Annotated in this window: 21 protein-coding genes; 10 read left to right on the forward strand and 11 right to left on the reverse strand. The window is 53.4% G+C overall.

The window, feature by feature from the left end:
- Positions 1–230: 230 nt before the first annotated feature.
- From LLG96_02965 to LLG96_03000, 8 genes are all read right to left on the reverse strand, one after another.
- Positions 231–1148 (reverse strand): hypothetical protein, encoded by a 918-nt coding sequence (locus LLG96_02965; GenBank protein MCE5249159.1) that lies wholly within the window; start codon positions 1146–1148, stop codon positions 231–233.
- A complete protein-coding gene (locus LLG96_02970) occupies positions 1145–2350 on the reverse strand; it encodes an aldo/keto reductase (protein ID MCE5249160.1) in 1206 nt (401 codons plus the stop codon). Before LLG96_02970 ends, LLG96_02965 begins: the two co-directional genes overlap by 4 nt.
- A gap of 333 nt (positions 2351–2683) precedes the next feature.
- Positions 2684–3862 (reverse strand): aldo/keto reductase, encoded by a 1179-nt coding sequence (locus LLG96_02975; protein ID MCE5249161.1) that lies wholly within the window; start codon positions 3860–3862, stop codon positions 2684–2686.
- Positions 3863–4171: 309 nt separating this feature from the next.
- Complete coding sequence (locus tag LLG96_02980; protein ID MCE5249162.1) at positions 4172–5332, reverse strand: aldo/keto reductase; 1161 nt, start codon at positions 5330–5332, stop codon at positions 4172–4174.
- A 452-nt stretch (positions 5333–5784) separates the two neighbouring features.
- Positions 5785–6696, reverse strand: a complete 912-nt coding sequence (locus LLG96_02985) for a DUF362 domain-containing protein (protein MCE5249163.1) — start codon at positions 6694–6696, stop codon at positions 5785–5787.
- Positions 6697–6819: 123 nt separating this feature from the next.
- Complete coding sequence (locus LLG96_02990; GenBank protein MCE5249164.1) at positions 6820–8511, reverse strand: 4Fe-4S binding protein; 1692 nt, start codon at positions 8509–8511, stop codon at positions 6820–6822.
- A gap of 181 nt (positions 8512–8692) precedes the next feature.
- Complete coding sequence (locus LLG96_02995) at positions 8693–10372, reverse strand: D-aminoacylase (GenBank protein ID MCE5249165.1); 1680 nt, start codon at positions 10370–10372, stop codon at positions 8693–8695.
- A gap of 248 nt (positions 10373–10620) precedes the next feature.
- Positions 10621–11400 (reverse strand): SDR family oxidoreductase, encoded by a 780-nt coding sequence (locus tag LLG96_03000; GenBank protein MCE5249166.1) that lies wholly within the window; start codon positions 11398–11400, stop codon positions 10621–10623.
- A gap of 247 nt (positions 11401–11647) precedes the next feature.
- Here LLG96_03000 and LLG96_03005 point away from each other — a divergent pair, with 247 nt between their 5' ends.
- The 10 genes from LLG96_03005 (at position 11648) to LLG96_03050 (ending at position 20943) form a co-directional block, all read left to right on the forward strand.
- Positions 11648–13204, forward strand: a complete 1557-nt coding sequence (locus LLG96_03005; protein MCE5249167.1) for a hypothetical protein — start codon at positions 11648–11650, stop codon at positions 13202–13204.
- Positions 13205–13275: 71 nt separating this feature from the next.
- Positions 13276–14415, forward strand: coding sequence for a uroporphyrinogen decarboxylase family protein (locus tag LLG96_03010; protein ID MCE5249168.1), 1140 nt, complete (start codon positions 13276–13278; stop codon positions 14413–14415).
- Between the two features lie 208 nt (positions 14416–14623).
- Positions 14624–14842 (forward strand): ribbon-helix-helix domain-containing protein, encoded by a 219-nt coding sequence (locus LLG96_03015; protein ID MCE5249169.1) that lies wholly within the window; start codon positions 14624–14626, stop codon positions 14840–14842.
- Complete coding sequence (locus tag LLG96_03020) at positions 14839–15258, forward strand: putative toxin-antitoxin system toxin component, PIN family (GenBank protein ID MCE5249170.1); 420 nt, start codon at positions 14839–14841, stop codon at positions 15256–15258. The genes LLG96_03015 and LLG96_03020 overlap by 4 nt, the downstream gene beginning before the upstream one ends.
- 319 nt (positions 15259–15577) lie before the next feature.
- A complete protein-coding gene (mazG, locus tag LLG96_03025) occupies positions 15578–16378 on the forward strand; it encodes a nucleoside triphosphate pyrophosphohydrolase (GenBank protein MCE5249171.1) in 801 nt (266 codons plus the stop codon).
- A 232-nt stretch (positions 16379–16610) separates the two neighbouring features.
- Positions 16611–17054, forward strand: coding sequence for a hypothetical protein (locus LLG96_03030; protein ID MCE5249172.1), 444 nt, complete (start codon positions 16611–16613; stop codon positions 17052–17054).
- Positions 17055–17371: 317 nt separating this feature from the next.
- Entirely contained in the window at positions 17372–18094 is a 723-nt protein-coding gene (locus tag LLG96_03035) for a sulfite exporter TauE/SafE family protein (GenBank protein MCE5249173.1), read from the forward strand.
- Between the two features lie 312 nt (positions 18095–18406).
- Entirely contained in the window at positions 18407–19510 is a 1104-nt protein-coding gene (locus tag LLG96_03040) for a hypothetical protein (protein ID MCE5249174.1), read from the forward strand.
- Entirely contained in the window at positions 19507–20022 is a 516-nt protein-coding gene (locus LLG96_03045) for a hypothetical protein (GenBank protein ID MCE5249175.1), read from the forward strand. The genes LLG96_03040 and LLG96_03045 overlap by 4 nt, the downstream gene beginning before the upstream one ends.
- Positions 20023–20286: 264 nt before the next feature.
- Positions 20287–20943, forward strand: a complete 657-nt coding sequence (locus LLG96_03050; GenBank protein ID MCE5249176.1) for a class I SAM-dependent methyltransferase — start codon at positions 20287–20289, stop codon at positions 20941–20943.
- A 66-nt stretch (positions 20944–21009) separates the two neighbouring features.
- Here the strand turns inward: LLG96_03050 and LLG96_03055 are convergent, their stop codons facing one another.
- The 3 genes from LLG96_03055 to LLG96_03065 all read right to left on the reverse strand — a co-directional run.
- Positions 21010–21903 (reverse strand): geranylgeranylglycerol-phosphate geranylgeranyltransferase, encoded by an 894-nt coding sequence (locus LLG96_03055; protein ID MCE5249177.1) that lies wholly within the window; start codon positions 21901–21903, stop codon positions 21010–21012.
- Positions 21903–23537, reverse strand: coding sequence for a helicase-associated domain-containing protein (locus tag LLG96_03060; GenBank protein ID MCE5249178.1), 1635 nt, complete (start codon positions 23535–23537; stop codon positions 21903–21905). Before LLG96_03060 ends, LLG96_03055 begins: the two co-directional genes overlap by 1 nt.
- Positions 23538–23790: 253 nt before the next feature.
- Positions 23791–24943, reverse strand: a 1153-nt coding sequence (locus LLG96_03065) for a DEAD/DEAH box helicase (GenBank protein ID MCE5249179.1), incomplete at its 5' end; no start/stop codon positions are given.

Raw genomic sequence — 24943 nt, forward strand, 5'->3', positions numbered from 1 at the left:
AACTGTTTGAGCACATCGAAGATGTGTGAGTTTTGCGCTTCCCGAAAAACGCGATACGAATGAGGAAACAGGCTTTTCACGAGGCGCCCTTTGTCCCCGAATTATTAATCGGGGATGGATACTTTCCTTTGGGCGCGCAAAGGAAAGTATCATCTAAAAAGTAATCTGAAAAAAATGGGGGATCGCCAACAGAAGCAATCCCCCATATCGAGTTACCGTTTTCAACGGTATTATTCGATTCGGTACGTTTTTTTCAGGTTGCCATATAGCCCGCCGAGCACCTTTATCGCGAACTGCTCGTTTTTGACTCCGAGGCAGCCGAACACGAAACGGTCTCTGAGATACATAATAGCCGTGCCGCGATAAGGCGTTTCGCCCTTGACTCCCTCGACATTTTCGAGCTTCGACAGCGATGAGCTCTTGATTTTATCGAGGAACCCGTCGTACACGTTCTTCGCTGCCGCGTTATCGGCGGGAAGGGCGAGGAAAACCCTCAATTCGCCTTCGCTTCCCTGGTCGTACACGGCGGTCAGTCCGCGTCCCATGACCGTGTAGCTGAGCAGGTTCTCGTCCACATACCGCTCCGACATGGCAACGAGATTCTCTTTCGGGAAAAGACCTACTTCCGGCGGAATGTCGGTTTCACCGGGTATGACCGCTGCCACCTGCAGGGCAAGCTCTTTCATCACATCGGCCTTCTCGCTCTCGGACGATGTGGGGATGATCTCCACGTAGTAGCGGTCTTTGTAGAAGACGGTGAGGTAGCTGATGGCGGAACCTTCGCAGCCGACCTTGAACAACTCGGCATCCGCATCCCGCTGCTGACGGTAGGAGCCGAAAGCGGACAGCCTGCTTGCGAGCTCGTACACGTCGACGGTGTACTCCATGGTATCCTTCGTGTAATAGGCGTGTTCGAGCCGCTTGAAGCCGTAGCTCAGGTAGAACACCGCCTGGCCGTCGATGTACTCGTACAGGTTGCCGGGATTGTAGAACGCCACGGTGTCCTTGAGCTTGAATCCGCCGGTGAAGGTGCCTTTGAGGAATAACGCTTCCTCCGCGCCTGCGAGCGAGACTATGCCGAAAGTTACGGCCAGTATCGCCAAAATCGACCGGCATTTCATATGGTTCATCAATCGCGTAAATTTCATGCGAACAACTCCTTTGCACGGTTAATGGTGCTGGTGAGGTCGAGGCCGTTCACACATTTCACCTGGCACTCAGTGCAGTCGCTGCACATGTCCACCCGCGAGGTCGGCGGCAATTCGCTGTAACGTTCTTTCGCCAGCCGTATATCGCCGTACCCGTACGCATATCCGAGACAGCGGTTGAGGTCGTTGACATGCACACCCATCGGGCACTGTTCCTGGCAGCCGGTGCAGCCCGCCACGCCGCGGCAGTAATGATTCCTGATATATTCACCGAAACGGGTATTGGACCGCTCGTCGTCGAAACTCATCTTCATGCCCATGAGCGCGACATCCTCGGCGAGCTGTTCGAACGAGGTCACTCCCGGAACGATGGTGTCCACATAGGGATCGTTGAGCACCCACTTGAGGAGCGCCTGTGTCGGCGTGACCGGCGAATTTTTGTCCGTACGGATATCCTTGATGGTTTCCCAGTTCCATGTTCTGAGATCGAGGGGATTGAGAAGGTTTTTCATGCCGATGATGCCTATTCCCGCTTTACGGGTTTTTTCTATCGATGCTTTCACCGCGGGCGGCGACATGTAGTTATATCCGACAAGCACCGCTTCCCATAATTTGCTCTCGACCGCGGCATCGAGCACTTCCGCCTGGTTTTCATGGGTGGAAACGCCGATAAAACGGGTGATTCCTTTTTTGCGGGCATTTTCGAATATCTTCATCGCCTCTCCATGAAGAACATCGCCACGGCCGCTTACCGAATGGAAAAGCATAAGGTCGACATGGTCGGTTTGAAGCCGTTTCAGCGATGTCTCCATGCGCGCTTCCATGCTCTTGAGATCGTCCGGGCCCTGGGGATATACCTTGGTGGTGATGAAAACCTTGTCGCGGACCGGTTTGAGCACCTGTCCCACTATCTGTTCGTTGACGCCGTTCATGTATCCCCAGGCGGTGTCAAAATAATTGATGCCATTGTCGAGCGCGGCCTGAACCAGTTCGGGATCGCGCATGTTCATGGCGCCGAAACCGACCTCGCTGACCTTGCAGCCCGTCGAGCCGAGCTCACGGTAGACAACACGGTGAAACGGTGATGCGTTCTCGGCATAAATTCTCCGGGGGGAAAGCCCGGAAGCGGCGAGTCCCGCGCTTAACGTTATCCCGCCGACAGCGGCTTTACGTATGAATTCCCGGCGATTTGATGTTTCCATTGAAGCCTCCCGAACATAAAAACAGTGGTTAACAAGTGTTTTTTTTTATAGTCTTTCAAAGCGATTTGTCGAAATCCGGCTCTGTCATGAAATTGTGCGACACTGACTCACTTTCATGCTATAAAGTATACACATACTGAAGCCCCCCATAATTCCCCTCCTAACAGGAAGGATACGGCAAAACCGAGAGGGGTCATTCTTACGTTTTAATACTTAATTGGTATAACTCAATAGATACGCACTGGTATTAATATACAAAACGGTATCGCAACATGGTTATAAAATCGGTACAAAAAAACATTTCCGGTGCTGATTAGCCGGACACCGCGCCGGTCATGCAAACAGAGCCCGCGCCCGGCGTACCGTCTCGTTGAGATCGAGGCCGTTTACGCACCGGATGGCGCATTCGTCGCACTCACCGCACCGCTCGATTCGTGAGGACCGGGGCAGTCTGCGATAGTTTTCATGAGCCATCTCAGCGCTCCCGTAGCCATATGCATAATTGACGCACCGGTTGAGGTCGCTCATGCAGACGCCCTTCGGACATGTGTCGACGCAGCCGGTACAGCCTGCGATACCCCTGCAGTACCGTTTCCCGGCGTCCATGCTGTAACGTTTCAGCAGACGGTGATCATCCTCGGTTAGACGCATTCCCATGACAGCAATGTCATCCTGAAGGTGCTCGAACGATGAAATTCCCGGGATGACCGTATCGACCCAGGGATTCTGAAGCACCCATTTCAGGAGCGCCTGCTGGTTGGTTGTCGAGCCCGTTTTGTCGGTGCGGATATCGGGAAACGGCTTTCGGGGACGCTCGACCGTGATGAGCGCTTTCATGGCGATGATGGCAATTCCCGCCTTACGGGTTTTTTCGATGGCTTCGGTCACTTCGGGGGGCGAAAAGTAGTTGTAGGGAAGAAGCACAGCCTCCCAGAACCTGCCTTCGACCGCCGCATTGAGCACTTCGACCTGATTGTGTGTGGAAACTCCTATAAAACGGGTTTTTCCGCTCCTGCGGGCATCGTCGAACACGCTCATGATATCGTTGTCGAATGCCTCTTTCCTGCTTCCCGCGCCATGGAGCATGAGGAGATCGACATGGTCTGTCTGAAGGCGTTTGAGCGAGGTATCGATCATGTCCTTCATTCTGTCCGGCGGTGCGGAGCCGACTTTCGTCGTGAGAAAAATTTCGTTCCGCCTCGTTTTCATGACCTTGCCGAGCGTTTCCTCGCACACACCGTTCATGTACCCATGGGCGGTATCGAAATAATTTATTCCGGAATCGATGGCGGCGTTGATGAGTTCCCCGTCGCCGATATGGAGCACGCCGAATCCTATTTCGGTGGCACGGTGCCCTGTTGATCCGAGATCGCGGTAAAAGATACGGCTGAATGACGGGGGCTCGGCGGCATAAGCGTCAAAACCCGAACGTCCCCCGGCGGTAAATCCGATACCTGCTGCAGCGCCTCCGAGCGCCGCCTGTTTCAGAAAATCCCTGCGTTTTGTATTCACTCTACCGTCCTCGAAAACCTGGTTGTCAGTTACAGAAACGCGGATATACACCGGAGGGGTAACGATACCAAGTTGCGTTCAAAAAGGACAAAAGCATTTACGATTTTAGATTTTTGATTTACGAATCTGGTTTGACAGGCTTTTATAAATCGTAAATCATAAATCGTACTTTGTAAATCATTTCTGGTTAAAAAGCAAATATTTGAATGCAAATTGGTATGACACGCCGATACACTATCCGGTATCGGCATCAGCCCCCGTCAGCGTTCATCCGCGTTTTATGGAATACCCCTGTTCAGTATCCGTGTTTCAGGCGAAAAGTTCCCGCGCTCTGCGGACCGAATCGGTCAGGTTGAGACCGTTGACACACCGTACGAGGCACTCATCGCAATCGCCGCAGACTTCCACCCGTGACGTTGCAGGCAGACGGTCGTAGTTTTCGCGGGCAAGACCCATATCCCCGTACCCGTACGCATAACCGAGGCAGCGGTTGAGATCGCAGATTTCCATCCCTTTCGGACACTGGCCGGAACAGCCGGTGCAGCCGGCAACACTATGGCAGTAGCTGCCTTCTATGCGCTCGCTGTAACGTTGCAGCGTTCGGTTCTCATGGAAGCTCATCTTCATACCCATGACCGGAAGATTCTCCTGAAGCTGATCGAACGTGGTCATGCCCGGGATAGTCGTATCCACATACGGGTTCTGGAGCACCCACTTGAGAGCGGCCTGGTTTATGGTGATATCGCCCATCTTGTGATCGGGATATCCGCTTCCCTTGAGCTGCGTCTTCATGCCGATAATGCCGAGACCGGCTTTCCGGGTGCGCTCGATCGCGGCGGTCACATCATCGCCCGACTTGTAGTTGTAGGCAACGAGCATGTGCTCCCAGAACTTGCTTTCGACAGCGGCGGCAAGCAGTTTTTCATGATTCTTGTGGATAGAAACACCGACATACCTGCACAGGCCGTCTTTTTTTGCCTTTTCGAAAGCCTTTATCCATTCGGCGTTCAGCACTTCTTCGCGCTCATCGGGCATATGCATGAACATGATGTCCACATGATCGGTCTGGAGACGTTTGAGCGACAGTTCCATCATGTCGCGAACCTGCTGTGCGGTCCTGCCGGCGCAATGCACCTTGGTTACAAGGACAACCTTGTCGCGCTTCGTTTTCATGACCGTGCCGACAATTTCCTCGTTGACACCCTTCATGTACCCGTGGGCGGTATCAAGATAATTGATTCCCGCATCGATTGCGGCATGGATCAGTTCGGCGTCCCTTGTGTTCATCGCCCCGAATCCAAGCTCCGAAACCTTGATCCCGGTGGAGCCTAATTTACGGTATACAACGCCCTTGGCATCCGATGATTCCGCCGCGAAAATCCGCCGTGTGCTCAATCCCCATGTCGCGATCGACGCGCCGGCGACGGCACTGCTCTTTAAAAAAGTCCTTCGGTTTGAATTGATGTTCATACGTAAGAACTCCTTTCATGTTTAATAATTGATTTATTTTTGATCTATAATACGTGGATATTCGACAGAAGGGCGGTTAAAAAGTGTCAATTTCAAGCGCCCGCTCAATAGTAACCAGTACTGACAGAGCCGCTATATTTTATACACCGTTTGCGCGGAAAAGATGCACAATCCCTCAAATATTTATATCTACCGTCAATAGTGTCCGGTTAAACTTCATTTCAATCTGTATAATGTATTGAAAACGCTATGGTTTTCAATGAATCTACACAATGCTTGATGTAATATCTCTTATTATTTACAACAGCCCCCTTCGGCGCTGACGCGCCTGTTTCCTCCGGAGGGGGCACCATAGTGTGGAGCTTGCAGTTATGTCCTGCCCCCTTGAGGGGGAAGGATGTCACGAAGTTACAGAAAGGGGGCTTTTTAAAATTTATCCGGACACTACTGGTCTACAGCGTCTTTTTGACAACGTTCAGCGTCTCGGGATCGAGCTGACCGAGCCCCATCTGCGATGAGTAGACCAAGTGCTGAATGTTCTTCCCTTTCGCTTCCCTGTTGTTCCAGGGAGTGAGCTGCACCGCGTACGCATCGGTCGCCACGGGGTCTTTCCCGGCGACGATAGTGTTGAGCTCGGCCACCTTGCCAGGCCCCTGCGGGCCGCGGGTTGTCAGCGCCCTGATAGCGTCCACTATGGTGAGATCGGCCTTGATGATGGTTGCCAGATCGGCGAGCGACTGGTTGAAATCGGCCGAGTTGTGATAGGCGATGCGATCCCAGACAAGCCCCAGGTTTCCCTTGATCCCGAGGCTGACAAACGAGGCGCTGTGCGATTTTGCCACGGGGAGATTGATGAGCACATCGACCTCGTCGATAATTCTGGCGACCTTCGTACTCTTCATGACTTTACCGTCGGGAATGGGCGTCTCCTTATAGAGGTCTTCGCTTCCGGGGAGCATGAGCACCGCGTTCTTAGTCTCCTTGACCACCGCCGCGACAGGCGCCTTGTCGCCGATAATGGCGGCATCCTGAAGCGGATGATCGACAACGAGCACCTGTTTTGCCCCCGCTTCGAAGCACAGGTTCATGACCGCACGTATCACTTCGGGATTCGTTGTCGCCGCGCGCTCGACCGGCGATGCAAACGATAGATTGGGCTTGATTGCCACCCGCTGGCCCTTTTTGACGAATGCACCCATACCGCCGACAGCGGCAACGGCGGCTTTCACCGCAGCCGGGATATCGGTTCCCACTGCGACACCGATATCTGCGGCGCCCTGGGCGTATACCCTGCCGGTGAAATACGGCCCGCTCACTGCTGTTACAACGGCGCCTGTTTTAAGAAAACCACGTCTCGATATCATGATTTCACCTCTTTCGCCTGTATTTAATATGGTGTCTCATTCCGGTCGGAATGAACACTCCGTTCTATTTCCACGAATCACTATATAAACGTTGCATATGCCCTGTACCCTTGATTTTTACGGTCACTCCACAAATCCCGGCGGGAGATCGCCCTCTTTCTGTCCGGGCTGCTCCCACGGCTGTGGTTGAGGTTCACCCGCGCCGGAGCTTTCTTCCTGTGTTTTGCCGAAAAACTCCTTCTGGTCGTCCTTTTTGTGCTCCTCGCGAAGCTGCCTGACACGGTCGGTTATATACGAGCCCTCGTTTTTACGTACCTCGTTGATCGGTGTTACATGTATCGCCGCCGGGCCGTTCACCGGACACCCGAATTCGCACTGGCCGCACCCGACACACTTGTCCTCGATTACATACGGCCGCTGAAGGGTTCCTTTCTCATCGGTAACCATATGGAATTCGACCGCATCATACGGGCACACCTCGTCGCAGATGAGGCATATCTTCCCCTGTTCCCAGGCGATGCAGCGCTGACGGTCGATGACGGCATTGCCGATGACGGCGTACTGCTTTTCATCGAGAGGCAGCGGACGGATCGCCCCGGTCGGGCAGACCTGCCCGCAGAGATTGCACCGTTCTTCGCAGGCGCCTACACGCGGAGTGAGGGCGGGAGTAAACAGCCCCTCGAAACCGCCCTGAAGCAGGGACGGCTGAAGGCCATGGGTCGGGCAGACCTTCATGCACTCACCGCACCGCAGGCAGGCATCGAGGAAATCACGCTCGATAAGCGCACCAGGGGGCCGCAGAAGTTTATCATCGATTGTCCGCGTCATCGTCATCGTCGTTCCTGCCGCAAGGCTGGCGATAATTCCGCCCGTGCCCGCAGCCATGAGCCTGCGCCGTGACGGATTGAACTCGAACCGCTGTTCGCGGCCCGCTCCACCGAAGGTTATGGCTCCGACCGGGCACACCGACTCGCAGCGCTCGCACTGGATGCACTCGCGGGATGAGGTGCCCTTGTAATCCTCGCCGATGGCGTTCATCGGGCAGGCCTGGGCGCATTTCGAGCAGTTGATGCATGTATCGCTGACACGCCGTCCCCACAGAGGAAACCGCGACAGGAGCGAAAGCAGCGCGCCGAGCGGGCAGAGGTTACGGCACCAGAACCGGCGCTCAACAGCGACAAGACCGACCGCAGCGAGGAACATGAACAGGCTCGTCAGTCCCAGACGGAAGGCGGGCTGTTTCAGCGACAGCATGGAAAGCTGGAAAAAGCCCATCTTCATCGCGACCGGACGGATCAGGTTCAGGATTTCGTTGACAGCGAGCATGATGAAGGGATGAACGTTGAGAGTCATGACCCGGAACAGAAAAACGAGCGGATCGAAAAAGAGGACAGCGGTAAAACCAAACACCGAGCCAACAATAAGAAATACAATAAGATAGTATTTTATATTCTTGAAGCGTCCTTTACCAAACGGTATGTTCTCCTTTTTATCTTTTCGCGGGAAGAGCCGCGTCGAGAAGTCGAATATCGTCCCCATCGGGCACAACCAGCCGCAGAACACCCGCCCGAGAAGCACGGTCACAACAACGGTAATAAGCGAGATGAGGAGCGCGAGCTTGAGCGGGCTCCTCGAAAGAACCATGACAAGCGTAACGAGCGGATCGAGATTGAAAAAGAAATTTTTACTGTAGATGTCGGTATACGGATACGATACCCTGAAAAAGATCGCGAGGAAAAAAAGTAAAAAAAAGCCCTGAATATACGGGCGCAGCCTCGATAAAAAGGCCTGCGGTCGAACGGTCTTTCCGGTCACTGTCTTCTCATCGTGGTTTAGGGTTAAAAAACAATCAATCATGTATTAAACGATCATAAACACAAAGGGTTCCCTGACTATCAACAAATATCACCGGACTTGTGATATTTTTTCCGATACTCCGCTGCTGTTTCCGTTCCTGAGCAGGTATCTGCCCGGCCGGGAGAATGAATTATCCGTTTTAAGGCATCGTTTTTCTCAATATTTTCCCGGGCAGCGCGCCGGTATGCTCGCCCTCGCTGATAACCTCCCGTCCGTTGACGATCACATACGGGATGCCTCCGGGATACTGATGCGGATCGGTATATGTCGCCAGGTCGATGACCGTGTCCGGGTCGAAAACGACAATATCGGCGAAAGCGCCTTCCTCGATGCGGCCTCTCCCGGTCAGTCCGAATTTCGCGGCGGATACCGATGTCATCTTTCTGACAGCTTCGGGGAGGGTCAGAACCCCCTCATCACGGACATACCTGCCGAGCACACGGGGAAATGTCCCGTACGACCGTGGGTGCGGTTTCCCCTTCGACAGCGGGCCATACGGCGCAATCGCATAGCCGTCCGAACCGGTAACGACAAGCGGATGGGCGAGCACACGGCGGAGATTGTCCTCGCTCATGACGTATTTGACCACGCTCACCTGCCCGTTTTCATCAACGAGAAGGTCGCGCATGAAGATGAACGGTTCTTTACCGGCTTCCTGCGCTGCTTTAAGGATGGTCGAGCCGACGAGACCTTCGTTTTTACTATTCTGAACCGAGCTGATCATGACGTTGTCCCACGATCCCGCTTTTCTGCCTTCATCCTCTATGTACGCTGTGAGCCTGGCTTCGAGCGACCTGTCGCGGAGGCGGCCGAGGAAATCCCCCGTCGTGCCCTCGCGTACCCAGAGCGGGAAGAAGCTCGCCAGACCTGTCGAGGACGCCGTGTACGGATACCGGTCGGCAAGGATGGGGATACCCTGTTTGGAGGCGCTGTCGACCGCATCAAGGAGGCCATCGATTTTCGGCCAGTTTTCCGGATTCATGACCTTGAGATGAGACACCTGGAGGCTGACACCCGACCGGTGCGAAACGGTTATGGCTTCCTGAAGGGCTTCGAGCACCCTGTCGCGCTCGTCGCGCATGTGTGTGGCATATACACCTCCGTACCGTGCCACTTCGCTGCAGAGCTCGACAAGCTCATCGGTCGCGGCGAAACTCCCCGGCGTATAGATGAGCCCGGTTGACAGCCCGACAACGCCCGCATCCATATGCTCGCGGACGAGCTGTTTCATATGTTCGAGCTCCTCCGCTGTGGGCGGACGGTCGTACGGTCCCATAACGAAATCGCGGAGGGTGCCGTGCCCGAGCAGTGTTGCGTAATTGAGCGCCATGCCCGTCTTTTCGAGGCGGCTGAAAAATCCCCGGACATCCTTCCAGTCGGCATCGACACCGTACTCGCTGTAAAGACCGGCCTTGTTTTCCCCGGCGGCTTTATCCGACCAGGGGAAGACGCTCCCGCCGCAGTTCCCGCCGATCTCGGTGGTTACTCCCTGCCTGATTTTACTCTCCGCCTGCGGATTGACAAGCAGGTGAATATCGGTATGGGTGTGGACATCGATGAATCCCGGCGCAACCGCCAGTCCGCGGGCGTCGATGACCTTAAGTGCCCGTTTTGCGGAAATGCTCCTGCCAATCTTCACGATACGGTCGCCCAGAACGGCGACATCCGCCCCGATACCGGGACCGCCGAGACCGTCATACACTGTCCCGCCCTGTATCACGAGGTCGTACGCCGCTCCCTTCGAGCACCCCGAAAGGAAAGCATTCAGGGTTAAAACCGCACCCGGCGCTGATTTCCGTATGAACAGCCGTCGGTTCATTCACTGTTCCTTTGAATTCTGATATACAGGCACTGAGGACGAATATTAGCACGTTTCCTGTCCCCCCTTCGATAAGGGGGGACTACAGGGGGGATCTTCGTAACCTGTTGAGAAATTTGATCCCCCTGTCCTTCGGACATCCCCCTTTTTAAGGGGGATTTACTGTAAAATCAATTCTTTTTGTGATTTCTGTTTTATGGAATCTGTAAACGGATTGGATTAATTAACACGTGCTATGATAGTTCCTCTCATCCGGCGGGACGGTTGGTCGCCATGTGACGGCCGCCATCAACATTGAGCAGAACACCGGTAATCCATGCGCTCTGGTCGGAGGCGAAAAAGAGCGCGGCATCGGCGATGTCCTTCGGTTTCCCGTTACGGCCCAGCGGATGGAGCGGGCGCATTTTCTCCCAGAACGGGGGAACATTCTCCCTGCCGAAAATGGGCTCCGAAAGCTCGGTATCCTCGACTACCGCCGGGAGTATGCAGTTGACACGGACGTTGTCCCCCGCCATCTCCATCGCGGCGACCTGCGACAGTGTCTGGAGAGCGGCTTTCGATGCGCAGTAAACTCCGACTCCGGGATACGCTTTTATACCCGCAATCGAGGAGATGTTGATGATGGAGCCGCCGCCGTTCTTCTTCATGAAGGGCAGAACATTGGCCATGAGCCGCCATGGTCCCCATGCATTGGTCTTCATCATGAGGTCCCATTCCCCGACCGGCGTTTCACCGAGCGTCCCGAACCGCATGACTCCGGCATTGTTGACCAGGATGTCGATTTTCCCGGTTTTTTGCACGGTTTCCATAAAGAGACGCCGTATATCGTCTTCCACGGTGATATCGGCAGCAATACAGAACACGCGACTGCTGTCGCCGAGCAGAGCGGCGGTTTCAGTGAGTTTGTCCTTCCGTCTGCCGCAGAGAACGACGGCGGCGCCCTCATCATGAAAACGACGGGCAATCGCCTGTCCGATTCCTGTGCCGCCGCCGGTGATTATGGCTGTTTTACCATCGAGCTGTCCCATTATATCCTCCTTGTGATTACATGTATCTGTCGAATATACAGGCAATTACATTCATCTCAAAAAAAACGGTATTTCAAGGCTCTGCCGGATAATATACAAGAGTCTTCATGTAATTATACATACGGAGAAAGGCATTCTCAAGGTTTTTCATGACAAAGCCGCAGTGTAAGGTTATATTTGATACACCATCGTTACAACCATGTGTATTCACCGGTATTCATCGGTACAATTCCGAAGGAAATAAGACATGAAAAAAACGTACGTTTTCATGATAACAGCCGCAGTCCTCATCTGTTTGTATCTATTCGGATGCGGGAAGGAGCAGAAACCTGTTGTGACGCCATCCTCTCCGGCGTCGCTCGCGGATGTGGTACAGCAGGGAAAATCCGACATGTTCGCTGTCGCCTTCGACCGCTACCGTCAGGGCGATACAAAAGACCTGCCCATCGGGGTATTCGATTCCGGTATCGGCGGCCTGACTGTGCTTTCGGAAATTCTGAAACTCGACCGGTTCAACAACACGACCCACCAGGCCGGTGCGGACGGCCGTCCCGACTTCGAATCCGAGCGGTTCGTCTACCTAGGCGACCAGGCAAACATGCCCTATGGCAATTATCCCTCGGAGAACAGGGTGGATTTCCTGAAAGAACTGATCATCAAGGATGCGGTGTTTCTCCTCGGTCAGCGGTACTGGCCCTCCGGCGAGGCATCAGCCCCGAAACATGACAAGCAGCCGGTCAAGGCGATTGTCATCGCCTGCAATACCGCCACTGCTTACGGTCTCGAGGATGTCCGGGCCGCGCTTGCCTCGTGGAACCTGCCTGTCTACCTTGTCGGAGTCGTCGAAGCCGGAGCCCGCGGCGCTGTAGAGACTATCAAAGACCGGCAATCGCCCGGCGCGGTGGCGGTCATGGCGACTGTCGGCACCTGCCAGAGCGAGGGATATGTCCGCGCCGTGGAAAAATCATCAGCCGGTCAGGGATTGAAGCCCCCCGGGGTCATTCAGCAGGGCAGTCTCGGTCTCGCCGGGGCAATCGAGGGGGATCCATCGTTCATCGTTCCCGGGAGCAAACAGCCTCGGAGCGAATACAGGGGCCCGGCTGTGGGAAATCCGGCGGCGCCCATCGATACGACGATTATCGGGCGGTACGGCTTCGATATGACCGGAATCACTGGCGACACGGGCGATCCTGCCGCATGGCAGATCAATTCGATAGAAAACTACATACGCTACGATACGACATCGCTCGTGGAAAACTACCGACGAAGCGGGGCAACCGAACCCATAACCACCGTAATCCTCGGCTGTACCCATTTTCCGTTCCGGGTAAAGGCCATCGAAGCATCGTTCGACCGTCTCCGCGCTTACCGTACGCCGGACGGCACCCAACCGTACGGAAAGCTCATTGCCGGACATATCAGCTTCATCGATCCCTCTCAGCTGACCGCCTCGCAGTTATACGAGGCGCTTGCCGCATCCGGCCTTCTGCTCATGAACGGCGACAGTGTCGCAATTCCCGCGGACGAATTCTATATCTCGGTGCCGAACCGGTCGCTCGATGGTGTTCAGCTTACCGAATCCGGGGGATTCGACTATGCATGGAAGTACGGCCGCACACCGGGCAGGCTCGATGTCGAATATGTGAAACGAGTTCCCATGAGCAGGGAAAATCTCTCACCTGAGGTACGCAGGAGCATCCGTGAAACCATGCCCGTTGTCTGGGATCGTCTCATCGTGTTCAACGCGACAAGCCCGCGGTGTTCCGGGCTCCCCGAACAAGCGAGGATCACGCCCGGCGAATAACCATATAACGACATGACGCAATCGTAAAAACAGCAGGAAGCAGCATTCGCCATTTGAGGGTCATATTATTTATGAAAGCATGGGATAAAATCGAGGCTGCGTTTTCGCCGGAGGGAACTCCCGAAATACCGGCGGTCATCTGTTACGAGTCCATTTTTGTCCGCGACCACTGGAGCGCAATCACTGATAAACCCTGGTGGTACCAGCATTCGCCGGACATGGAACACCATATGGCCTGGCTCCGTGATGTCATCGGGCGAACGGGCCTCGACTGGTACATGCTTCCGACGTTCTACAGCCGTGAGGACCGTAAACACATTTCAGTGAGTGTTACGCCGGAAGGTGTTTTCCTGTCCGACAGCCGGACCGGGAACAGGGAACTGCTCCATGAACCCCGTGTAAGCGGCTGGTCGGTTTCCGGCGGCATCGAATCGGTCCGTCCCGAAACGCCCGCGCAGACTCCCGAGGAAATCGACCGGCTCATCCCCATCGAAGAAGATTACAATGTCGGCGACATTGTCGCGAACGGCAGGAAGGACCTGGCGGGACGGTTTCTCGGTGAATTCGACGGCGCCGTGTACCCCTATCGCAGGGTCGATTCCCCTCTCTGGCGCTGTTATCACCTCTGGGGATTCGAGGACATGATGGTCATGATCGCCGAACATCCCGAGCTTATCAGGTACGCCGGAAGCCGTTATCTCGAGCTGAGCATCCGCGCAGTCCACGAAGCATCTGTGCTCGGCGCCGCGGGAATTTTCATCGAGGAATGCCTGACCGACATGATCAGCCCCGCCGCATTCAGGGCGCTCAATCTCCCGTTCGTGCGAAGGCTTACCGAGGAAATCCGCTCGCTCGGCATGAGAAGCATCTACTATTTCTGCGGCAATCCGGCCGGAAAGTGGGAATACCTGCTCGATTCCGGCGCCGATGCCCTGTCCTTCGAGGAGGGCAAGAAGGGATTCGAGATCGACATCGGGAATGTGATCGACCGTGTCCGCGGACGATGCGCCGTGCTCGGGAATCTCGATGCCATCAACCTGCTCCCGAACGCCTCCGAAGACAATCTCCGCGCTGAAATTCGCCGTCAGATCAGCGCGGGTCGCCGCAACGGGAGCCGTTTCATCATGAGCATCGGAAGCCCGGTCACACCGGAGACGAGCGTGGAGCAGGTGCGGCGATACTGCGACATGGTGCATGAAATAAAAACTTGAACCGGGATGATCACGATTACAAAAGGATTACCATGATTTTTTAATCCGGGTAATCCCTGTCAATCATGGTAATCGTGGTAATCGTGGTAATCGTGGTTCAAAGCCCCCTGACAGTTTGAATTCAACTATATGATGTTTACACCACGCTTATAAGCAGTGTTCTTTTTTTCTCTTGCCAGTTCTTCACATTTGTATTACATTGTCTTACATGAAAACGAGTATTACCATACGGCTTGATGAAGACCTCGATCGCATTCTCTCTTTAGTGAGCAGGCGAGATGGCCGGACACGGAGCGACGTGGTCAGGGATGCGTTGAGACGGCAGCTCTCCATCCTTATGTTCGATCAACTGAGAAAAGAAACCATGCCTTTCGCTGAGGCGCGCGGGTATCTTACCGATGAAGACGTGTTCCGGGATGTGTCGTGAAAGTCTTTCTCGATACGAATGTACTGGTGAGCGCTTTTGCAACACGCGGACTGTGTGCGGATGTTCTGCGCACGGTTCTTGCCGAACACGAGCTTGTTACCGGAACGTGTGTGCTGGACGAACTCGAACGCGTGCTTGAAAGCCGGTTCGGAATTCCAAAAAAAACAGTCGTTTCCATTATTCTTTTTCTCCGCAGATTTCACATCGAACCGACACCTGAACATTTACCCGATATATCCATACGCGATCCGGATGATTTGAAAGCGCTGGCTTCCGCCTGCGCAGCGAAAGCCGATGTGCTTGTTTCCGGCGATCAGGATATTCTTTCCCTGACCGAATACTGCACTATAGTCATCACCGACCCTCGCGGTTTTTGGAATATGCTGAAAGAATCAGCTGACCCGGATCATTCATAATCGGCGGCCAGAGGTGGAGTGCCCATCCCTGAAAACATCATAGAGCTGAAATGGCCGCACTGCAAAAAAAACCTTGGACCGGGACGGCCACGATGAAGCCGGGATTTCCATGATTTTTAATCCGGGCAATCCCTGTCAATCATGGGAATCGTGGTTCAAAGCCCCCTGACTACATGATACTGTACTCTCAGGGTATTCCTTATAACGATGTTGTAAAAAAAGGGAAGCTTCCCTAAGCGATTAACCTCCTGTTGACCCCATCGGATTCCTTTCGTACATTATACGTGCTTTCCACCATAACGTTTTTTCAGGAGAAATCATGTCATCATTCGACGAACTGATAGCGGTCATGAAACGGCTTCACGATCCGGACGGCTGTCCATGGGATCGCGAGCAGACACACGAAAGCCTCAAGCCGTACCTTGTCGAGGAAACGTACGAGGCGCTCGAAGCCATAGATTCGGGCTCGGACGAGCGTCTTACCGAAGAGCTCGGCGATGTGCTCCTCCAGGTTGTCTTTCACGCGGAGATAGCCGCCCGTGGGGGACGGTTCACCATAGAGGATGTTGTCAGGGGCATCATCGAAAAACTCAAGCGCCGTCATCCTCATGTATACGGCGATACATGTGTTGACGGGTCGGAACAGGTCATAAAGAACTGGGAGGAGATCAAACGCCGCGAGAAACGTGAGAAAAAAGCCGATGGCTCGGTGCTCGATGGCCTTCCGAAAGACCTTCCGGCGCTCATCAAAGCACGGCGCATACAGGAGAAAGTATCACGGGTTGGATTCGACTGGGCGCGAACCGAAGAGGTCATGATGAAAGTCGACGAGGAGCTCAGAGAGCTCAAGGAGGCAAGCCAGGCACAGAACAGGGAAGCTATCGAGGAAGAGCTGGGCGACCTCCTGTTTGCCATCGCGAATCTTGCGCGTTTCGTGAGCCTCTGCCCGGAAGATGCGCTCAGAAAAACCATCGACAAGTTCCAGCGGCGCTTCCGGTATATCGAGCGCGAGCTCCCTAAACGGGGACTGAAACTCGGCGAGGCATCCCTTGAGGAGATGGACAAGCTCTGGGAAGAAATCAAAAAAGAGGAGCGCGACAAGCCGAATCAAAAAAACTGATACATCATTGTAGCATACGATGTTTCGGGCATTCCCCATTTTTCCGGTGTTCGCCTTCGAGTCTTCCCGCTGTGACGCGGCGCAGAGCATAGTGAGCGGAGAAATTTTTCAATCTTACGGATTTGAAAGCGAAATAGAGTGACTGCACAAGAAAATTATTGCGCATTATTAGCATTTTCGATATATTATTGATTGCAAATGCTATGAACCCTCAACTGTCAGAGGTGGCTATATGAATATTCCGAATGTGCAGAACCAGAATAACACTGTCACGAACAATACCGCGCAGACAGATATGCGACAGGCTCGGCAGACTGCCCAGAACACACCGCAGAACCAGGCAAATACGGGTACGAATACCGATACCTACACACGGTCTCCCATGGTGGAAAGACTCAAAAAACTCAATGACAGGAAGCAGAACCTCCAGCAGGAGCTGACCACTCTGCAACAGCAGAATCCCGTCGAAACAGGCCGTGAGCGCACCACAACTGTCGTCCGCGAACTCAACGGCATCGAGCGTGATATACAGAACCTTACAAACAAACAACCGGACAATACCGAACGCAGACAGATGGAGGCGATTCAGCAGTATACCGAACAGAACCAGACAATTACCCGCAATCAGAACAATCCGAACAATAATGTAAAAAATGCCATGGGCCTCCTGGGCTGATTATCATATACACGCCATCCTGACATGATCGTGCAGTCAAGGTGGTAAGAGTTTCCGTTGATGAGCTTGAAAACCCGGAACAGGGAATTTAACAATATCCCCTGTTCCGGGTTTTTTATTGAAAATTTCAATCTGCCCGCAGTCCCTGTATACTTAATCCCTCCGATAAATTATTCCGGAAAAAAACAGATGTAACTCACTGAGTTGCCCGACAGCATGTTTTTCCCTATATTGAAACAGAACTATCGTTTATGAGATGACTGTCACAGATAAACTCCTGCGAGGTATACCTGTTCTTCTCTATCGTAATCGCCCTCGTGCTCGTTTCGTTCCTGGCATATGTCGTTAAAGCAACGACCGGTTTCGGGACAGCCATTATCATCGTTTCGATCGGCTCGCTTCTGATCGGCACATACGAGGCGGTAATCCTTACCGCCCTGATCGATACGGCTGGCGGAACGATACTGTATATACGCGATCCGGTGAAAGACAACCGATCATACTGGATTCCGCTTGCGGTCGCCATGATAATCGGGTCCGTTGCCGGCGCTCTCATTCTCAAAGCGATACCTGTGCGACGGTTCGATATCCTGCTCGGTGTGGTAATCGCCGTGCTCGGATTCTGGTTTATCCTCGGCCGCGGCGCCGATGGAGAATCATGCCTTGAACAGGAACTCCCGTCACAGTGCAGCGGCAGCGATCTGGCGGTATCCGCGTTTTCCGGGCTGTGTGGAGGTCTATTCGCCGTGGGGGGACCGCCCATCGTCTACTGGCTCGGGAGACGGTTTGCGAAACACGCTTTCCGTCGCGCCCTCATCGTGGTTTTTTTCCTCGCCACCATCGCGCGGGTCATAACCTATGGCGCATCGGGGCTTCTCAATGTGAAGCTTGCCGTTTACGCCCTGTATTCTCTTCCCGGGGTGGTTCTCGGCATCGTTCTCGGAAACCGGATATTCATCGCCCTCTCCGAACGGTGGTTCAGCCGTGTTGTCGGGGTGCTGCTCATCATCGTTTCGCTGAAACTTTTATTTTTACGGTAATATCTGTTGATTATTCAGGAAGGTTTTTACAGTTTTACAGGAGTTGTGGGATAAATATCATTTTCTGGTTTTTCAACCAGGGCATAAATTTACGAATGAGATGTTTTATACGTTAAAATGTCATTCCCGTGAAAACGGGAATCCATCATCTATTGCTCTTGCCGGAACGATCGTAATACTGGATTCCCAATTCACTTCGCTCTTGGGAATGACAATACTCGTACAATGGATGAATGATTATGAGCTTATGAATGACCAGATATTATTATACCATACTGCAGAATTACATCATAACGAGAGGATGGTGCCCCTATGAAACCGCGTGAACGTGTCCTCAAAGCATTCAGGAAAATAGACGGTTTTCCCGACCGTGTCCCCGTCCAGTTCGAGCTCTGCCGTTCGCTGCTCGATCATTTCGGTAAAAAACTCGGCATACCCGCCCGGTATACGGACAACCTCTACGAGGATGTGACCTACCGTATCAGCGGAAACGAGGTGCGCACAGCCATGGGGTGCGATGTGGTCGTCACCGGCGCAGGTACCGCCCGCGATTTCATGGCGAAGAAAAACAGCGACGGCACCTGGCTCAACGAATACGGCATGCGTATGCGGCAGGGAGACATCTATGTCGAGGTTGCGGAATATCCGCTTGCCCATGTGCAGACAGCATCAGATGTGAAGGCATATACCTTCCCCGATCCCCATGCGGCGGGACGGTATGACGATGCGGAAGACCTCGTGCGGAAATACGGGGACGATTACTTCATCATCGGCGATATCGAGGTGACCATCTTCAGCCTTGCCCACCAGCTTGTCGGCTTCGAAAAGCTCCTCCTCGACATGGCGCTCGGAGCAGAGTACCTCGAACCGCTGTTCAGCGCCTGCGCGGATTTCCAGACCGAGGTGGGTACACACCTCGTCGAGCTCGGAGTCGACGCGATCTGGTCAGGTGACGATTTCGGGAGCCAGACCGACCTCCTCATGTCGCCGCAGATGTTCAGAGACCTTCTGAAAAACCATTACACGCGAATGAATGGGGCATTCAAAAAAATAAATCCCGGCATCGTTCCCATTCTTCACTGTGACGGCGCTGTCAGCAAGCTTCTCGGCGATATCCGCGAAACGGGATTCGAGGTGTTCAATCCCGTACAGCCGGGAGTTCCGGGTCACGGGCCGAAAGAACTCAAGGACAGGTTCGGCGATGCGTTCATCTTCTGGGGCGCAATCGACCAGCAGGACCTCCTGCCAAAGGGAACGGACGAGGAACTCGAAGCCGACATCATAGAAAAAATCAGGATTCTCGGCAAAAACCGCGGATACATGATTTCCCCGGCCCATATCATTCAGGCCGATGTGTCTCCCGAACGTGTGGAAAAGTTTATCGAACTCTGTATCAGGTACGGCGGATATAAATGATACGCAAGTACGGTAAAGATGCGAAAAAGCTCGTGGAAAAAGTAAGAAAGACTGAAGGATATAAAGGCATGAAAGAAACTGCTATTAATCTGAAATCCGCGGCAATTGCATCTGTCGTGGTGCTTGCATGTTTCTCATGTTCTCATATGGAGAAAAAACCGGTCGATATGCCTCTGAGCATAACCATCGTGCCATTTGATGTGACCGAAATACGTCCGATACCCGGCGAAGAACACAAATGTGGCCCAAGGTTTGTGAGCATCATGTATCCGAGTCCATCTTCAGTTACTCTTCAATTTTACTTCCATCTTCCGGCTGCCGCGCGTACCCGGATCGATTTGTGTAACAACGCGGACAAGGTGGTGTCTACAATGATAGATAAACGCATGCAGAAGGGAGCCTATAAGCTGATTATCGATAATTCATACATCATCGAGCCAGGGAAATATACATTGAAATTACTGGTTGATACTCAAATCGTCGGAACCAGAAACTTCACCATTATTAAGTAGTTTACCAACTAATAATAAACAGAATCCCTTTAATGGATACCGGAGTCGCAAATTTAATATATGATTAAATTTCTTGTTTCAATTAATAAACCCTGTTACATACAAAAAAATCTATAATGATCGATATTTTTTACATATCAATGATATCATCTATTAGAATACAAATAGGATTTGGTATAACTCATGACATGAAACGTATTTTCAGATTGATAAAACGCCCGACGGGCGAACGGACAAAGACTGTTTTTTTCAGGGAGAATCAGGATGTATATCAATCGGGTATTTCTCGTTTGCATGGTTGTTGCACTGGCGGCATTCACCGCTTCGGCCCTGTGGTCGCAGACGCCTGAAAAGGAACGGAGTATCGATGAGAAAGTGCAGCAGTTTCTCGCCGCCGAACGGACGAAATGGAGGGATATGAACGTCCCCGAGTCGGATGGCAAAGTGCTGTACGATATCATAATCGAGCATAAATACACAAAAGCCCTCGAAATCGGCACATCGACGGGGCATTCGGGAATATGGATATCCTGGGCGCTGAGCAAAACCGGCGGAAAGCTCACAACCATCGAAATCGACGAGTCCCGTCACAAAAAAGCGCTCGAGAATTTTAAGAAAGCTGGGCTTTCGGATTATATAGACGCCCGTCTTGCCGATGCCCACGATCTCGTACCGAAACTGGAGGGGCCGTTCGATTTCGTTTTTTCCGATGCGGACAAGGAGTGGTATAAAAACTACTTTGTAGCGGTTTATCCGAAGCTCGAAGCCGGCGGGTGTTTCACCGCGCACAATGTCCTCAACCGTTATACGGGAACGGAGGAATTCCTCGATTATGTGAAAAGCCTTCCCGACATGGAAACGACGATTGTCCGTTCGAGCGGCTCGGGGATTTCGGTCAGCTACAAAAAGCCTAAACCCTGAAATGATCCCTTTCATTTGCACATCCATTCGTTCCGCTGTACCACAGCGAATCGGAGATGTGTGGACTCACCAGCCATGGAATCCCGCAAGCACCGCGATAATCCCTGTCGGCATTCCCGCTTTGAGGAGTGTCGAAACACGCCGCAGATTCTTTTCCGAGTTATCCCTGAGTGCCGAAATGGCGGAATAGATCAGAACCGGACAGACTCCGAGCACGACAAGAAACGTGTACCCGTGGCCGAATACTCCGGTAACGGAGGGGATTGTCACGAGGACGGCGAGCACTGACAGCACGGCTGAAGCCAGCCTGCAGGCGGCACGTGCTCCCCGGAGTGTTGCGACGGTTTCGATGCCTGCCCTCCGGTCGCCGCGGAGGTCGGCGGCATCCTTGATGAGCTCGCGGCCGAGATGATAGAGAAGGGCGAATGATGCGGGAACGAGCGCTTCGCGAACGCAATGCCCGGCAACACCGCCGTAGATGAAGGCCAGTCCTCCGAGCGCGGAGACTGTCAGATTTCCCGCAAGCGGAACACCCTTGAGTTTCAGATCATACACTGTGAGGAGAAGCGCTGCGGTGAGGGCGAGCACAACACCCGTAAAACCGAGGAATATCCCCATGATTATCCCCGCAAGGGTGAGCAGGAAGGCAAAAACCGCCGCTCCTTTCGATGATACACGCCCCGAGGGGATGGGACGGTGCGGCGCATTGACAGCGTCGGTCGAAACATCCCGTATATCGTTGAGAATGTTTCCGGCGGCGAGTATGAACGATGCGGAAACGGCGGCAATCACCGTGCGGACGGCCCAGGGCGGCACAGCGCCATGAACCGGGGATCGGACAAGTTCCGCCGCGAGGGTGAGAGGCCTGTCGCCGATTATACCGCCGCAGAGCACCGAAAGGCCGCATATGAGCATGTTTACCGGCCGGGTGAGTTCGATATAGCCTCTCATGGCTGCCATCAGGATTCGCCGTTCGATAAAAGATTGTCGGGGATGATAAATTCGGAGCGTGCGGGCATTAAATCCTTTTCCCTCACAACCTCGTCGATACCGACAGGAGTGAATGTTTCACTGGTAAAGATGATGTCCGCGGACGGTCCGCCGAATATTTCAGGCTGGTAGCCGGTATCTTTCAAAATATCGGTAATTGCAGAAATACGGTCGCCGGAAATGACAAGAACGGTATCGGAGATCCGTTCTTTGACGTATGGCGCGATTTTGGGGATGTGCATGACGCTGCTGCATACCGCCGTATCACGGAACCGCATGAGCGTTGTCCGCTCAAAACGGATACTGCCGTACGCCTCGGCCCAGCTCTCGATGGAGAAACGGACATTCTGGGGTATCGGCGTCCGCGAGTGACGGTCGAAAAAACCGACTATCTCGCCGGTGTTCATACCACGCTCGCGGGCGCGGGTTATCCCTTCACGGGTCACCATGAATGTCAGGATGATGTCACGGTTCAGGCGCTCGGTGAGGAGTTCGAGCTTGAACCGTATGAGCGGGTTGAGTTCCGGTCCCACGATGATTTCGAAATTGGGCTGGACAGTGAAGAAGTCGGAGGAGTTTCCATCGATGGGGAGCCCATCTCCCCGGAAAAAGCGCTCTCCTGTCACGGTCATGAAAAACCGTCCGTTTTTGTATGAAATCAGCCCCAGATGATAGAGTATTGTCAGAATTTCGCGAATCCGCGCCTCGATTCGTGAAAAACCGCCCTGGGCCATCGTTCCCGTATGAAGGAAATTCGCCAGCTCCGAGATGCTGAAACCCGTACCCGGGGAAACCTCGCCGAGGATTCCCCCGAACGCGGTCATGACAGAGTGATCCTGGAGCGTCCGCACAAGCGCAAACGATACGATATCCTGAAAACGAACGGCGGCGGAAAGATGAAGCCATCCGCTCAGTTTCTCCGTGGCATGCGCTTTCCGGTGGTCGAAGTCGATGAGTTTACGGTTTTTGAGGTATTCCATCACAAAAGCGTTGCGGTGTTCCTTCTGGAAATTCACTGTGGGGTCAGCGCACGACGGAGATCCTTCGAACACCTTTTCGAGAAATGTTTTTTTAATATTCCCCTTGAGCGTAAGAGGGATGGTATCCTTGTAGGCTTCCGCGAGAAACGAGAAGATATCTTCCATGAGATTGGGTGTTGTAGCCGGTGGAATCGATCCGGCCGAATAAGCATTGGTAACGGCTTTTCCGATAAGTATTCTCCGAACTTGCTCCCCGATGCCTTTCGGACAGAAATAGCGTGTTTCGTCCTCTTTTATCCCCCCCACGAGGGCAAACGGGATGAGTTCCTGCAGCCGTCGATGTACCTCGGGGCGTTTCATCCCGTTCAGCCTGTCGATTTTCCTCTCCAGAGCGGTTTCATGAATCCCGGCGCCATAGGAAAACGCAATGAGCGAGAGAAGCCTTCTGCTTTCCTCAGGAAGCTCCCGTAAAAGGCGTTCGGCAAGCGAACCGTCCCAGAACGCCCTGTCAACGGCATTGATAAGCTTGTTCCGGGCGCCGTATTCCACCGGCACCTTGAGAGTGCGGGCGATTCCCTTGAGGGTTTTCAACGGGATGTCGTGCAGGTAATCTCGCAGATACATTGGTATATTCACCTGTTAACCAGATCTATTCATAAATCTTTAATAGAACACGGAGTTACGTGGATTTGTTTATATATGGGTGTCACTTCTGCCGATCGCTAAAACAATAAAATAGTACAAATCATATGTTACAATTCTTTGTGCCTTCGTGTCGTTGTGGTTAAATATTTTCATTAATTGTCCGTGTTAAGGTTCGGCAATTCCCCGATCGGCGATTGCCGCGAACCGGTGTTCACACCGCAGAAAAACATGCTTATGCGCTGCAATCACCGCCAGCCGGATCGACGCAGGCATGATCGCGGAAAAAAGTCTCGCTGTCGGTAATCTCGTATGAATAACCCTGCTCCGTAAGGAAAAGCTGACGTTTGGCGGCGAATTCCTGATCCTGGGTGTCGCGGGTCACGACCGAATAGAAACGGGCGACGGAGCCGTTTTTCTTGGGCCTGAGAATCCGCCCGAGCCGCTGGGCCTCCTCCTGCCGTGAGCCGAATGTCCCCGAAACCTGTATGGCCACGTTCGCATCGGGAAGGTCAACGGCAAAATTGGCGACTTTCGAGACCACGAGGAGCTTAATCCTGCCGGCACGGAAGGCGGAGTACAGTTTTTCACGTTCGGCGTTGTCGACCTTCCCCGTGATAATGGGCGCATTGAATTCCTTTGCGAGGGTTTCGAGCTGGCGAAGGTACTGCCCGATGACGAGCACGAGATCGTCCTTATGCCGCTCTATGAGGCGCTCGACCACCCTGTTCTTTGCGGGATTTTCCGAAGCGATGCGATACCGCTTCCGGATACCCGTCGTGGCATATTCGATACGGACATCATCGGGAAGGGAAACCCTGATTTCGGTACAGCGGGCAACGGCTATCCATCCCTGTTTTTCGAGGTCTTTCCAGGGTATATCGTACTTTTTCGGTCCTATGAGGCTGAATACATCCGTTTCCCTGGCGTCCTCGCGGACAAGGGTTGCGGTGAGCCCGAGCCGCCGTTTCGACTGGATATCGGCAGTGTACCGGAACACCGGAGCGGGCAGAAGATGAACCTCGTCATAAATGATAAGGCCCCAGTCCTCGCGGTTGATGAGTTCGAAATGGTGAAATCCGCTCGTTTTTGTCTTACGGTATGTGAGGATGTTGTACGTTGCAATGGTAACCGGCAGGATATCCTTCCGCTCTCCGGAATATTCGCCGATATCCTCGTCCCGGAGGAACGTTTTATCGAGAAGCTCCTGTTTCCACTGTCTCAGAGCGGTGATATTCGTGGTAAGAATAAGGGTCATGGACGAGCATTTAGCCATAGCCCCTATACCGATGATCGTCTTGCCCGACCCGCAGGGAAGAACGATAACTCCCGACCCGCCCCGCTCGCTGCCGCCCATGTAAAAGGCATCGACAGCCTCGTTCTGGTAC

The organism is bacterium (assembly GCA_021372535.1).
Classification (GTDB): Bacteria; Latescibacterota; Latescibacteria; order Latescibacterales; family Latescibacteraceae; genus JAFGMP01.